Origin of the sequence: Bacillus sp. FSL K6-2431 (genome assembly GCF_038005165.1) — a bacterium.
GTDB classification, from domain to species: domain Bacteria; phylum Bacillota; class Bacilli; order Bacillales; family Bacillaceae; genus Bacillus; species Bacillus pumilus.
Window position 1 is genome coordinate 2,053,808 of record NZ_JBBOSQ010000001.1, and the last position, 13,332, is coordinate 2,067,139.

General features: G+C 40.5%; 16 protein-coding genes and 1 rRNA gene. 1 reads left to right on the plus strand and 16 read right to left on the minus strand.

Annotated features, from left to right (window positions below; all coding sequences use genetic code 11):
- Positions 1–187: 187 nt before the first annotated feature.
- Both MHH40_RS10230 and metG read right to left on the minus strand, forming a co-directional pair.
- Positions 188–955: a TatD family hydrolase gene (locus MHH40_RS10230; RefSeq protein WP_340901032.1), complete on the minus strand. Its 768-nt coding sequence runs from the start codon at positions 953–955 to the stop codon at positions 188–190.
- A gap of 81 nt (positions 956–1,036) precedes the next feature.
- Positions 1,037–3,037 (minus strand): methionine--tRNA ligase, encoded by a 2,001-nt coding sequence (gene metG, locus MHH40_RS10235; RefSeq protein WP_340901033.1) that lies wholly within the window; start codon positions 3,035–3,037, stop codon positions 1,037–1,039.
- A gap of 518 nt (positions 3,038–3,555) precedes the next feature.
- On the opposite strand from metG, the gene MHH40_RS10240 reads away from it, so the two are divergent.
- Positions 3,556–3,846, plus strand: a complete 291-nt coding sequence (locus MHH40_RS10240; RefSeq protein WP_087975202.1) for an AbrB/MazE/SpoVT family DNA-binding domain-containing protein — start codon at positions 3,556–3,558, stop codon at positions 3,844–3,846.
- 45 nt (positions 3,847–3,891) lie between these two features.
- Here the strand turns inward: MHH40_RS10240 and rsmI are convergent, their stop codons facing one another.
- The 14 genes from rsmI to rrf all read right to left on the minus strand — a co-directional run bounded on the left by rsmI (position 3,892) and on the right by rrf (position 13,312).
- Positions 3,892–4,770, minus strand: a complete 879-nt coding sequence (gene rsmI / locus MHH40_RS10245; RefSeq protein WP_003217903.1) for a 16S rRNA (cytidine(1402)-2'-O)-methyltransferase — start codon at positions 4,768–4,770, stop codon at positions 3,892–3,894.
- Complete coding sequence (locus tag MHH40_RS10250; protein WP_003217970.1) at positions 4,748–5,044, minus strand: GIY-YIG nuclease family protein; 297 nt, start codon at positions 5,042–5,044, stop codon at positions 4,748–4,750. Before MHH40_RS10250 ends, rsmI begins: the two co-directional genes overlap by 23 nt.
- The gene (locus MHH40_RS10255; RefSeq protein WP_044140390.1) at positions 5,031–5,774 is read right to left on the minus strand and encodes a tRNA1(Val) (adenine(37)-N6)-methyltransferase; all 744 of its coding nucleotides are present in this window, start codon (positions 5,772–5,774) and stop codon (positions 5,031–5,033) included. The genes MHH40_RS10250 and MHH40_RS10255 overlap by 14 nt, the downstream gene beginning before the upstream one ends.
- A 55-nt stretch (positions 5,775–5,829) precedes the next feature.
- On the minus strand, positions 5,830–6,183 hold the full coding sequence (gene yabA, locus MHH40_RS10260) for a DNA replication initiation control protein YabA (RefSeq protein WP_003217957.1): 354 nt from the start codon (positions 6,181–6,183) through the stop codon (positions 5,830–5,832).
- A gap of 14 nt (positions 6,184–6,197) precedes the next feature.
- The gene (locus tag MHH40_RS10265; protein WP_003217932.1) at positions 6,198–7,025 is read right to left on the minus strand and encodes a PSP1 domain-containing protein; all 828 of its coding nucleotides are present in this window, start codon (positions 7,023–7,025) and stop codon (positions 6,198–6,200) included.
- A 2-nt stretch (positions 7,026–7,027) separates the two neighbouring features.
- Positions 7,028–8,017, minus strand: coding sequence for a DNA polymerase III subunit delta' (gene holB, locus MHH40_RS10270; protein WP_212046565.1), 990 nt, complete (start codon positions 8,015–8,017; stop codon positions 7,028–7,030).
- An 11-nt stretch (positions 8,018–8,028) separates the two neighbouring features.
- The gene (locus MHH40_RS10275; protein ID WP_044140388.1) at positions 8,029–8,469 is read right to left on the minus strand and encodes a YaaR family protein; all 441 of its coding nucleotides are present in this window, start codon (positions 8,467–8,469) and stop codon (positions 8,029–8,031) included.
- A 12-nt stretch (positions 8,470–8,481) separates the two neighbouring features.
- Positions 8,482–8,811: a cyclic-di-AMP receptor gene (locus tag MHH40_RS10280; RefSeq protein WP_012008640.1), complete on the minus strand. Its 330-nt coding sequence runs from the start codon at positions 8,809–8,811 to the stop codon at positions 8,482–8,484.
- 79 nt (positions 8,812–8,890) lie between these two features.
- The gene (tmk, locus tag MHH40_RS10285; RefSeq protein WP_340901036.1) at positions 8,891–9,529 is read right to left on the minus strand and encodes a dTMP kinase; all 639 of its coding nucleotides are present in this window, start codon (positions 9,527–9,529) and stop codon (positions 8,891–8,893) included.
- Positions 9,526–10,935 carry an aminotransferase class I/II-fold pyridoxal phosphate-dependent enzyme gene (locus MHH40_RS10290; RefSeq protein WP_226804557.1) on the minus strand — a complete coding sequence of 470 codons (1,410 nt, stop codon included), beginning with the start codon at positions 10,933–10,935 and terminating at the stop codon, positions 9,526–9,528. Before MHH40_RS10290 ends, tmk begins: the two co-directional genes overlap by 4 nt.
- A gap of 77 nt (positions 10,936–11,012) precedes the next feature.
- Complete coding sequence (locus MHH40_RS10295; protein WP_340901038.1) at positions 11,013–12,071, minus strand: toxic anion resistance protein; 1,059 nt, start codon at positions 12,069–12,071, stop codon at positions 11,013–11,015.
- 19 nt (positions 12,072–12,090) lie between these two features.
- Positions 12,091–12,705, minus strand: coding sequence for a 5-bromo-4-chloroindolyl phosphate hydrolysis family protein (locus tag MHH40_RS10300; RefSeq protein WP_212046568.1), 615 nt, complete (start codon positions 12,703–12,705; stop codon positions 12,091–12,093).
- A gap of 128 nt (positions 12,706–12,833) precedes the next feature.
- The gene (locus tag MHH40_RS10305; RefSeq protein WP_003217973.1) at positions 12,834–13,025 is read right to left on the minus strand and encodes a sigma factor G inhibitor Gin; all 192 of its coding nucleotides are present in this window, start codon (positions 13,023–13,025) and stop codon (positions 12,834–12,836) included.
- 171 nt (positions 13,026–13,196) lie between these two features.
- A 5S ribosomal RNA gene (gene rrf, locus MHH40_RS10310) occupies positions 13,197–13,312 on the minus strand.
- Positions 13,313–13,332: the final 20 nt, after the last annotated feature.

Genomic DNA, 13,332 nt, shown 5'->3' on the forward strand with positions numbered 1-13,332 from the left:
AAACCTGTCAACCCTTCCACCCACTGTACAAAAATGCTCGATTGTAACCCTATTATGGGAGATTAATGGAAGGAAGGGAAGAAAGACTTATCGACAACTTATCCTATGAAGAGGCGTAAACGTGTAGAACATTTTCGTTATGTTTCACAAATGGACAAGCTTAAACAAGGATTGACATCATATACTGTCAGTTTATACCGAAAACTTTTTTCGCATTTTTTGTGGTCAATTCAGCAAGCTCTTCAAAGCTTATTTCTCGTAACTCCGCAATTTGTTCTGCGATATATTTCACATAACTTGGCTCGTTGCGTTTTCCTCTAAATGGCGCTGGTGTTAAGTATGGGCAGTCTGTTTCAATCAAAAGTCGGTCACTTGGTATGTCTTTGACAACTTCCTTCGGTTTTTTGGCATTTTTAAATGTCACGGGTCCACCGAATGAAATATAAAAGTTCATATCCATACACGCTTTTGCGATTTCTAGGCTGCCAGTAAAGCAATGCATAATCCCTCCAACTTCAGCCGCTCCCTCTTCCTTTAAGATCGTCACGACATCTTCCGTTGCGTCACGATTATGAATAATGATCGGAAGATTCACTTCCTTCGCAAGAGCAATTTGACGTCTAAAGACTTCTTTTTGCACATCTTTTGGCGACTTGTCCCAATAGTAATCGAGACCCATTTCTCCAATTGCAACGACTTTTTCATGTTGAGATAATTCTTTGATCCACAGCAAATCCTCATCTGTCATATCGATGGCGTCGACTGGGTGCCAGCCAATGGCTGCATAGATGAAATCATACTCTTCAATTAATTCCATTGCTCTCGTAATTGTCGGGCGGTCAAACCCTACCACTACGATTTTTTCGACTTTTTCACTCTTCGCTCTTTCGATCACCTGCTCTAAGTCTTTATTATATTGTTCCGCATTTAAGTGGGCATGTGTATCAAATAACATCGTTGATTGCTCCTTTCGACAATTCTTCTAAAAAACAAAAGGTGTTCGACGAAATGTTACACGTGGAACACCTTTGTTGATTTATAAAATTTTTGTTCCATTTGCTAGAGATTGATCCACTTCAAGAACCTGCAATTTCCCGCTAGTTTCTCCAGTTAAAATCATTCCCTGGGAAATTTCCCCTCTGAGTTTAACTGGTGTGAGATTTGCTACACAGACGAGCTTCTTCCCTACTAATTCCTCAGGTTGATAATGCTTGGCTATCCCCGAAACAATTTGTCTCTTTTCAAATCCAAAATCAAGCTGCAGCTTTAAGAGACGATCTGCTTTTTTCACTGGGGCTGCTTCCAGTACCTGTGCGACTCGAAGATCAACTTTTGAGAAATCATCAAAAGCAATTTCTGCTCCTAGCTCAGGTAATTCTGTTTCTTCTATTTCTACTTTCTTTTCTTCTACCTTTGGTGCACTTCCCTGCATTTTCTCTTTAATATATGCTACTTCTTCTTCAACCTCTAAACGCGGGAACAAAGGTTCGCCTTTTTGTACCGTCGCTTGTTGAATCGCACCGAAAGATAGAATGCTATCCCAGCTTTTAAGCTTCTCTTCTTCAATGCCAAGCTGGAAGAAAATTTTCTCAGGTGTTTTCGTTAGGAAAGGCGTTAAGAGCACTGCTGTGATGCGGAGTGATTCTGCTAAATGATACATGACAGAATGCAGCTCTTTTCGTTTTGTTTCATCCTTTGCCAGCACCCAAGGAGCTGTCTGGTCAATATATTTATTGGTTCTGCTGATTAATGTCCAAACATTTGAAAGAGCCACAGAGAATTCAAGGTTTTCCATCGCTTCTTCATAGGCTTTGACTGTTTGCTCAGCTACTGCTTTAAGCTCCTCATCAAACTCATTAACTGGACCCTTATAGCTGCTTAATGTACCGTCAAAATATTTTTGAACCATCGCAACTGTACGGTTAAGCAAGTTACCTAAGTCATTGGCAAGGTCATAGTTTACACGTTCCACGAATCCTTCTGGTGTAAACACACCATCCGCACCAAATGGTACTTCACGAAGGAGGTAATAACGAAGGGCATCAAGACCGTAGCGATCTATTAATGTGACCGGATCTACTACGTTCCCTTTTGATTTAGACATCTTACCATCTTTCATCAACAGCCAGCCGTGTGCGAAAATTTGTTTCGGCAGCGGCAGATCGAGTGCCATCAGCATAATTGGCCAATAAATCGTATGAAAACGAACAATTTCTTTCCCTACGAGGTGCACGTTGGCAGGCCAATATTTTTTATATTTTTCATCCTGATCAGTACCGTAACCAATCGCAGTTAAATAGTTGAACAACGCATCAATCCATACATAGATGACGTGCTTTGGATTGTTTGGAACTTTAATTCCCCAGTCAAAGGTTGTTCTTGATACAGCTAGATCCTCTAAACCTGGTTTGATGAAGTTATTGATCATTTCATTCTTTCTTGATTCAGGCTGAATGAACGTTGGATTCTTTTCGTAATAGTCTAGTAAACGATCCGCATACTTACTCATACGGAAGAAATATGATTCCTCTTTAATTAATTCGACAGGATGTCCGCTGTCAGGGCTTTTCCCGCCAGTGACTTCTCCTTTTTCATTCCGCTCAACATCCACAAGCTGTGTTTCCGTATAGAATGTCTCATCAGGAATACTGTACCAGCCTTCATATTGGTCTAAATAAATATCGCCTTGATCAAGCAGCTTTTGAAATACTTGCTCAATGATTTTCGTATGTCTTTTTTCTGTTGTACGGATGAAATCATCATTGGAAATGTCGAGTTTCTTCCATAGTGATTGAATGTCTGCTACGACAGGATCTAAATACTCGATCGGTGTGATGTTTTGTTCTTCAGCTTTTTGCTGAATTTTTTGTCCGTGCTCATCTGTACCCGTTAAATACATCACATCATAGCCTTGAAGACGTTTATAACGAGCCATAGCATCCCCTGCTACTGTCGTATAAGCATGTCCAATATGTAATTTTCCGCTCGGATAGTAAATAGGTGTTGTCAGATAGAACGTTTTTTTCTTTTCCGGCATGTTGGAACCTCCTGCGTGTATAAATGTCAAAAACTCCCGCCCAATGGACGAGAGCGGTTATCATCATTACATGAAAATGTGTTAGATCCATTTATTAAATTTTGCACTTGTGCTTTCTCTATGATACCATCTTAGCCTTTAAGATCAAGCATATATACATAGAACAAGATGAAATGATCGAAAAAGATGAGTTTTTCGAAAAAAACGACAAACCTGTCGACATTTTGTCGAATATTGTCGTATGAAATCTATCTCCAGATTTACAATTGTCTAATTTAGGGCAAAAGTCTTGTTAATCTGAACTCGTCATTTCTCATATTTTCATAGAAAAAAGCCGCAAAATCCTTATAAATCAGTAGTTTCAAGGTCTTTTGACTTTAAGAGTCATATTTTACAAACAATAGTAAACAAAATGATTGACGATTTATGGAAACCTTGTTATGCTATGAATGTAAGGAATTTGTCGAATAATGACGAAGATAATATTATATTAAGAATAAGAACTCTTTGGGAGGAGAATGAAGATGAAATCTACAGGTATTGTACGTAAAGTTGACGAATTAGGGCGCGTGGTGATTCCAATCGAACTTCGCCGTACTCTAGGAATCGCTGAAAAAGACGCTTTGGAAATTTATGTTGATGATGAAAAAATTATCCTAAAAAAATATAAACCAAACATGACTTGCCAAGTTACAGGTGAAGTATCAGACGATAACCTTAAACTTGCTAATGGTAAATTAGTTCTTAGCCGTGAAGGTGCAGAGCAAATCATTAACGAAATCCAAAACCAACTTCAATCACAAAAATAAGTTTGATATAAAAAAGGTTCTTGCACCGTTTGCAAGAACCTTTCTTTATTGTTCAATATGATAGGCATCGTATATGGTGCGCTTTGGTACACCGCGTTCGACGGCTGTACGTTTAATCGCTTCCTTCGACGTTAATCCTTCCTCTATGTAATGGATTACGTGTTCCTTTTCAGATAAGGACTTCCACCAGGCTTCTTCATTTAGCTCTTCTTCATCTTGATCGTTACCTTGTACGACTAGACAGAATTCACCTCGGATTTGATTCTCTACCGCCCATGTCAGCACAGACTCTAAATCTCCACGAATAAACTCTTCAAATTTTTTCGTTAGTTCTCTCGTAATGGCGATATTCCGGTTGCCCCACACTTCCTTCATCAAAGTCAGCGTTTCTTTTAACCGATGAGGCGCTTCATAGAAAATGATTGTTTCTTGACGCTTCTTCAAAGCTTCGAGCTGTTTTTTCTTTTCCTTTTTTTGTCGGTCAAGAAATCCATAAAAGAAAAATGGCTGTGGCGTGATCCCTGAGGCAATGAGTGCTGTAAGTGCAGCATTTGCTCCAGGTAACGGAACGACATAACCGCCGATATTCGTAAAGTCACGGACCACTTCAGCACCTGGATCAGAGATCGTCGGTAAACCAGCATCGCTCACGAGTGCGATGTTTTTTCCTTCTTTTAACCATTCGATCAACTTGTGGCCGCTACTGTCTTTGTTATGCTCATGATAACTCGTTAATGGCGTATCAATTTCATAGACATGACAAAGTTTTTTCGTTTGTCTTGTATCCTCTGCGGCAATATAGTCTACATCTTTTAATGTTTGTATGGCTCGAAACGTCATATCTTCTAAATTGCCAATTGGGGTTGGGACGAGATATAGAATGCCCATATCTGATTGACCATCAAAGCTTTTCTGTGTTTTCATGTGCCGCCTCCTTTTCAATACGCATTTCTTCTATATAAAGATCTTTCTTTTTCCGTGTCCACGTTTTGAAACGATATTCTTGCTGCATGGCTTCTCTTTTGGTTGCAAAACATTCATGATAATACAGCTCAACTGGCCGTCTTGCTCTTGTATACTTTGCTCCCTTTCCACTATTGTGGGTCGTCAGTCTTTTTTGTAAATCATTTGTATAACCTGCATATAGGCTGCCGTCTGCACATTTCAATACATAGAAATAATGATTATGCTTCTCCATACAGTATCGTCCTGATTTCCTCAGTATACTCTTGATCATCTCCATAAACAAAAAGAGGCGGGAGAATTTTCAGATCTGGTTTTCCATCTTTTATCCCCTCTACTAAGATGGTATTGGCTTCTTTCCCCTGTTTGGGATAAACAAATTGAATTCGTTTTGGCTCAATTCGGTACTTCTTCATCAATTCCACAATCTCAAGCAGCCGTCCCGGCCGATGAACCATCGCCAGTTTCCCTCCTTGCTTCAGCAGCGTGGAAGAAACGCGAATGACATCTTCTAATGTACAATGAATTTCATGCCGAGCAATGGCCAAGTATTCATTCTCATTGATTTCTTCTTTAGAAGGTGTCTTAAAATATGGTGGATTACATGTGATGACATCTACTTTGTGATTGCCGTAGCGTGCTGGCATATCATTCAGATCGCCATGAATCAGTTCTATCTGCTTTTCAAGTTGATTATACGCCACACTTCTTTTTGCCATATCAAACAGCCGCTCTTGAATTTCGACCCCAGTAATGGAAGCCTTAGATCGAGTCGAAAGCAGCAATGGCACAATGCCATTTCCCGTGCAAAGATCAATGATCTCTCCTTTTTGGATGGGCACATACGCAAATTTTGCTAATAACACTGCGTCCAATGAAAAGGCGAAAACCGTTTTACTTTGAATAATTTTCATATCTTCGGCGAGCAAATAATCTAATCGTTCATCTTCTCTTAACGAAACCATGATGTATCCTTTCTTTTCCTGTGAAAAAGGCTTCCGATTCAGCGGAAGCCTTTTCTCATTTTTTATTTAAAAATGACAGACAGAACAAACAGTCTCCCTCTTTACGTATGCTTCCATAATGTACATTGCAAATATGGAAGCCCTCCTGATATAACCGAGCCAGATTATCATGACCTTCTCCTATATCAGAATGACCTGGTTTCTGAGCAGAATCATTCTCTGTCTCAGACGATTTGTCCCGATCGGACTGATCCAGACGTTCACGCAAGTGCTGATTCTCCATCTGCAGCTGATGATTTTCTTCAATCACTTCACCGATATGATTTTTCAAATCACCTAACTGGCGATAAAGAGAACCAATTTGTTCTTCTAAATTGATCACCGTATCAAATAGTTCCTTTTTATCCAAGGTGGCACACCTCGTTACTCAGTTGTTTGTGCAGATACAACGCCTTCTTGTAATAATTCTTCCCAAGTATATTCTACCACTTTTTCTTGCCCGGTTAATTCAACTTGCAAAATTCGTTCTAAAATGTTGAGCCCTACTACCTTTGCAGAGCCACTAGATGTTTGAATCGTTTCACCGATATCCGGCAATTGTTCTTTCGCTGTTTCATACTCATCATTCTCATATTTCAAGCAGCACATCAAACGACCGCAAAGCCCTGAAATTTTTGTGGGATTTAGCGACAGGTTTTGATCTTTTGCCATCTTAATGGATACTGGTTCAAAGTCTCCTAAGAATGTCGAACAGCAAAGCATTCGCCCGCAAGGTCCTATGCCACCCAGCATTTTTGCCTCGTCTCTTACACCAATCTGGCGAAGTTCAATTCTCGTTTTGAAGATCGATGCAAGATCCTTCACTAGCTCACGGAAATCTACTCTGCCATCCGCTGTGAAGTAGAAAATGACCTTGTTTCGGTCAAATGTAAATTCAACATCAACCAGTTTCATTTCAAGACCGTGTTCACTTACCTTCTGAAGACATGTATCAAAGGCTGTCATCGCTGCTTCTTTGTTTTCCTCAACGATGAGTCGGTCTCGTTCGTCTGCTACACGAATCACCTTACGCAGAGGAAGAACGACATCGTGTTCATCTACTTTTTTATTAGCGATGACCACTTGTCCGTACTCAACTCCTCTGACCGTCTCTACAATGACACAACTATCATTTTCTATATGAAATCCATTAGGATCGAAATAATAGATTTTGCCCGCTTTTTTAAAGCGAACACCAATTACGTTGTACAAGCTTATCCCTCCTGCAACATCAACACCAATTGCTCCATCAGCCCTTGGGCATTCACGTTGGATTGAAGTCTCTTTTTCGCTTCTAATACAGCAAGGATCTGGTTCGTCACCATCTGCTGTGTGGAATGCAGCGCGTGCTGCTTCATTGTCTGGAATAAGTCTTGATAAATGACTTTATCTTCATTTCCTATTTGAATCGACAATACATCACGATATATAAATAAAAGCATATCCAGACCTGTTTCTTGAAGGTCTTTCTCTTTGAAAAAAGGCATCCATTGATCCTGTATATAAAAAAATGCATGTTCTTTTCGCTGGTGTAAGACTTCATACAATTTTATCACTTTCGCTCTAGACTCTGCAAACTGATCATTTCGACTTAATTCGAGTGCTTCTGCTAAATTGTTGGTTAAATTCGACAAAAGCCTTGCAAGATGCTGAGATACGCCTTCTTGTAATAGCTGCTGCTCCAAGGATTGTGGCTGCAGCGGCTGAAAGCTGAGCATCTGACATCTTGAAATAATCGTATCCAACATTTTATGCGATTGCTCAGTGATTAAAATTGCCATCGTTTCCCGGTTAGGCTCCTCTAGGAACTTTAATAAACTGTTCGCGGCATTAACCGTCATTTTGTCCGCATGAAGAATGATATACATTTTTCGGTGAGATTCCACACCTGCTTTTGTAAATTCCTCTTGCAATGCCTGTACTTGCGCTTTCTTAATTGATTGACCATCAGGCTGCACGAGATGTAAATCGGGATGGTTACCTGACTCAATCCTCTTGCAGTTTTGACAGGATTCACACGGTTTCACTCCTGATTCCAAGCAAAAAAAACTCTTAGCCAAAAGCATCGCAGCATCCCGCTTACCAGTACCCTTTTTTCCTTCAAATAAGTAGGCATGCGCAAGTCGATCTTTATCAATACTATTAAAAATCAGCCGCATGACGCGCGGCTGCAACTCATTCATGTCATCCCAGCTAATTGCCATGTTATCACTCTCTATGTGTAAAGGTTAATCAATAAACCTTTTATTTCTCCAATACGTTCAAGCAAATCAATAGATGGCTTCTCTTGGTCCATCATATCCTCTGTTAATTCAATCAGCTTTTCATCTAATGCTTTGACTAAAGCGAGTGTACGCGTGTTGCCATAAATGTCAAAGCTTCTTGATGTTTCTATATTTAACCCATTATCGACTGTCTCTTTCACAAAGCGCTTCACAAGACCTTTAAACCTAGCCAAGTCCTTTAAGTTTCGTGACTTTGTCAGCTTTTTACCGAACACTTCGATATCACTCAGCATAACCGTCAGCTGCTCTAAGCGCATTTTGCCGCTTTGCGTCTCCATCGATGCTTTAAAAGAGGCAGATGTCTGGCTTCCTTTCATGCCTTGGAGTTCACGCTTTTCTAAAAGCAGCCGCATATCTTGATTAATTTTCACAGCAACCCATCCTTAGAATTGATGAAATTGTTCAACTGGCAGAATAAAGACAGTAGCTCCACCAACTTCAACCTCAACAGGGTATGGTACATATGAATCTGCGTTACCACCCATTGGAGATACAGGTGCAATCATTTGATCACGTTTACGGCAATTTTCTTTTATAAGCTGTAACGCTTTATCCACTCGGACATCATCACAACCAATGATAAAAGTCGTATTCCCAGACTTTAAAAACCCACCAGTTGAAGCTAATTTTGTCACGCCGAATTGATGTTCAGTCAATATTTTCAACAACTTGCTGCTATCTTGGTCCTGTACAACGGCAACAATTAATTTCATTTGATTGGCCTCCTTTGTTTTAGGCACAGGTGACATGCCGATGTCTTCCTCTATATTATAACAACGATTGGGAATGAGATCATTTTTGATTTTTCTTTAATGTGTCCTGAATCACTCGAAGTACTTCTTCATAGACATCTTGCATTGGCTGAGAAGCATCCACTACATGGAATTGTTCTGGTGATTGCGCAATAAGTAGTTCATAGCCTTCTCTGACCAACTGGTGGAAATTCAGCGTCTCCATGTCTAATCGATTCTTTTCTCTTCCTTGATTGGCGTGAATTCGCTTTAGCCCTTCCTCAGGTGTAATGGAAAAGTAAATCGTCATTTGCGGCATCGTGCCATCAATAGCAAAGTCGTTAATTGATCTGACTTGGTCAATTCCAAGTCCTCTCGCATAGCCTTGATAAGCAAGAGAGCTATCAACAAAACGATCACACAAGACTGTCTCTCCGCGCTGCAATGCCGGTTCTACCTTTTCAGCCAAATGCTGCCTTCTTGCTGCTGCATACAGCAATGCCTCTGTTTTCGCATCCATTTTTGTATTTTTTTCATTTAAAATGACTTCACGGATCTGTTCAGCAATGTCAATCCCACCCGGCTCGCGTGTCGCCATCACTGCATATCCTTGACGTTCCATTTCTTCGTACACTTTTCGTATCACTGTCGTTTTTCCGGCACCCTCTGGCCCTTCAAACGTAATAAACATACCACTCATAGTGTCTCCTCTTCTATATAAACATATAATTTTCTCTGATGAATGACCTGACTTGCTTGAATATGAACCTCGTGACCAAGCAAACGGCTTAACGCCTCAATTTGTTCTTTTTCAATACGCTCTCCCTTAATCATCAAAGGAATTCCAGGTGGATAGGGAATAATGGATTCTGCACTCATCCGGCCTGCTGCATGTTCAAATGGGACAGCCTCTATGTCTTGATTTTGTACATCAGTCTCAATAGATATCGTCTCATTTTGGATATGTTTTTTTCCTTTGAGCAATGAATCACTTTGCTTAAGAGCCTGCTCAATCCGCTTGAAAGGAACGTTCTGCCTCTGTTCTAAGCTAAGTACAAGTAAAACCTGATGTTCGTCCGCAAGCTCTGGATGAACATCCACTGATTCAAGCACCTGCTTTAGTTCGTAACCAGTCAGTCCTTTTGTTGATCGAATGACGCATTTTAAAGGATCGGAATGTAGCGAGTCAGGTTCAACCACTTCAAGATGGGTCAGACGGTTGAACTGATCTTTCAGCTCTGTCAGTTCTTTCATGATTACATCCAATGTCCCTTTTCCTTTGATCTCCTCGACATAAGCTCTTGCTACATCTAATGAGGCCATAATTGGATAAGAGGGCGAACTACTTTGAAGCATCGTGAGCAAGGTTTTCAAACGCTTCGCATCGATTAGGTCCCCTTGAAGATGAAGATAGGAACCCATCGTCATTGCCGGAAGGGTTTTATGTGCTGATTGTACCACCACGTCCGCTCCATAGGAAAGAGCAGATGGAGGAAAGGCACCGGCTAAGACAAAATGCGCACCATGTGCCTCATCAACCAAAACAACCATACCTGCTTCATGACACATGTGAATCAGCTTTGATAAATCAGCTGCGTGTCCGTAGTAGTTCGGATAAGTCAAAACGATTGCCCGGCAATGAGGATGTTTTGCTATGGCTTTTCTCACTGTATCATCCGTCACATGTGTTGGAACGTGCAAGTGTGCGTCTATCTCAGCGTCTATCAAAATAGGCGTTGCCCCTGCAAGCTCGATCGCATGAAAGACAGACTTATGGCAATTACGCTGGACAAAAATCTCGTCTCCCGTGCGGCATGCTGTCATCACCATCGCCAAATTTCCGACTGTTGTGCCATTCACAAGGAAGAAGCTTTGACCTGAACCATATAGCTTAGTCAATAAATGTTCTGCCTCTTGGATGACCCCAGTCGGGTGATGAAGATCATCTAGGCCTTCAAGCTCCGTCACATCCAATTGAAGGATTGAAGCATAGTGAGACCGTGCCTCATCAAAAAAGACATCTCCATTGTGATGTCCTGGAACGTGAAAAGAATAAGGCTTCTTTTCCGCATGCTGTGCTAATGCTGTATATAAAGGTGTTCTCAAACAAATCGACCCTTTTCACTTTAACGATATCTTAAGTCTATTATAACGTTCAAACAAGTGAACCGAAAGATGGTTTCTCATTCCTTTATTGGATTCGCCAACTGCTGCTCTGCCTCATACATTCTGCTTTTCAATTGAGCTCGCTCTTGGCTTCCATGCTCTTTCACCTGTAATGTTTCCTGTAATGTTTCAGCTAATTGACGTTGAACCTTTTTCAACGTATCTATAGGGGCTAAAGATGCCTCTTCAAGAATCTGCCCCTGCTGTTTCGATACATTTTCATATGTTTTTTGGATTCGGTTCTCAAGAGCTGAATTGGCCCGCTGCTGAATATGTGTTAATGCAATCGACATTTGGTTGATCCATAGAGGAATAGATGCTGAAACAGTTGATTGAATGTGATTGGCCAATGTATGATTCGTATGCTGGATCATCCGAATTTGAGCATTACATTGCAATGCAATTTGCCGGCTTAACAGCAAATCATACTTTCGTTCCTTTAGTCTCTCCACATACTCTTCTTCATTGACTTCTTGACTCATCAATTGCTCCTCTAACGTCCGTTCAACAGAAAGTTGCGTTTCTGAAAGAGGCTGCTGCTCTAACGTTGTCATTTTCGCTTCAACTGCGGCAACCTGCATCGTCATCTCTTGAAAATATGTTTGATTTTCTTCAAATAAACGCTCTAATAATATATGATCCGAGATTAATACACCTCTTGCATAACGAAGCCTTGCGGACAATCTCTCGATCTGTGATTTTGCATGTTGAAATCGTGATATGATCTCCTGAATAGATCGCTTATCCCGTTGAAACCATTTCAAAAAAAAGCCCTGTTTCTTTGGCACTAAATCCTCAGGCTCCACTACTTGCAGCTGCTGCAAAAAGGCTTCAAGCACGTCTCCTATTTGATCGATATCTTTTTTCTCAACATATTTCATCATCTGTTGTGATTGTTCCAATAGTCGTTCCTGCACACGTGTACCATAGAAAAGGAGCTTTTGCGGACTTTCAGGGATCTGCTGAGCTCGCTGCACAGCTTCTTTTTTCTCTTCATCAGATAAGGTATCAAACACCCGAAACTGAAGATCTGTATTGGAAGCAAGTGATGTTGTGGCGCGATCTTCCGGTTTCATCGAGTTTGACTCCTTTCATCTATTTCTTCATCATTTTATCAGCTACTTCAAGCTCAATATGAAGAGCTTCTATATCTCTTCCTAACACTTGCTGCAAATCATTCGTCAATTGCTTTTGCAGCTCTGTCAATGTCACTCGGGTTTGGCTCAATGTCATTTCCAGCTCATGACTACGATTAGGCTGATTATACAAGAGTGCATATTTCTCAGTTAGTTCAACGACAGAATCCAAGCTTTCAAAATAAAAACGCTGTGCATCATAAAATCGATTAGGCTCTTTTTTTGTTATTGTATAGATTCGTCGTGCAAGCCGAAAAACTTCATAATTATGTTTGATCGTTTGTACGTTTTTCACAGCAAATAAAGCTTTTTTTAAACGCACAAGCTTTTGTCCTGCTTCTTTTAAATGCTGTTTGATATATACATAATCACTACGAGACAGTCCATGTTTCTTTAAAAACAATTGGAAAGCAGTCCATCTGCTCCCCACAAACATCACGCCCCACCCAATCATCGCATACAGTATCGATAATCCAACATGATGATGGAAAACCCCTATACTGACGGTTAAAATCACAAGCGAAAAAAAAGTAGAGAGGATGGCCCATATAAATGTATAAAAGATTGATTTCATGTTCATCGACTCCTATGAATAATCAGGCTCTCTGTTTATCTTATTATGAATTACGGATGATGTCCAAACTAAGTTCCAAAAAACAAGCCCAATCCTTCATAGCTCATAAAAAAAGACCATCTAGTGGTCTATGAATACAAAGGCGGCGTATGAAGATTTTTAAGCTTTCTCACATAATCGGAATAGCTAGGATCCGAGGTCGATGTAGAAATTAACTTTCGCTCACAGTCGCGGCACAAAAACTGATGATATAAATAAATTCCCTTTGTCTTTTTCTCTTCACAAATCAAACAAATCGCTTCTCGCTCTTTTTTGCTCATTGTGACACCTCCACTTATAGCTTCAGTATGCCCTAGCGCTTTCAATTGTATACAAAATTAAGAATGTTTCAGATGGTAGTTTAGTATATGTATCCATGTCAGATCGGGTGTTTGTTCCTTTTCTTAAAAAACAAAAAAGACCAGTTCCGTATGGAACTGATCCTTATACAAGCTTGGCGGCGTCCTACTCTCACAGGGGGAGACCCCCAACTACCATCGGCGCTGAAGAGCTTAACTTCCGTGTTCGGTATGGGAACGGGTGTGACCTCTTCGCTATCGCCACCAAACCTGATGGAGAGAATGTTCT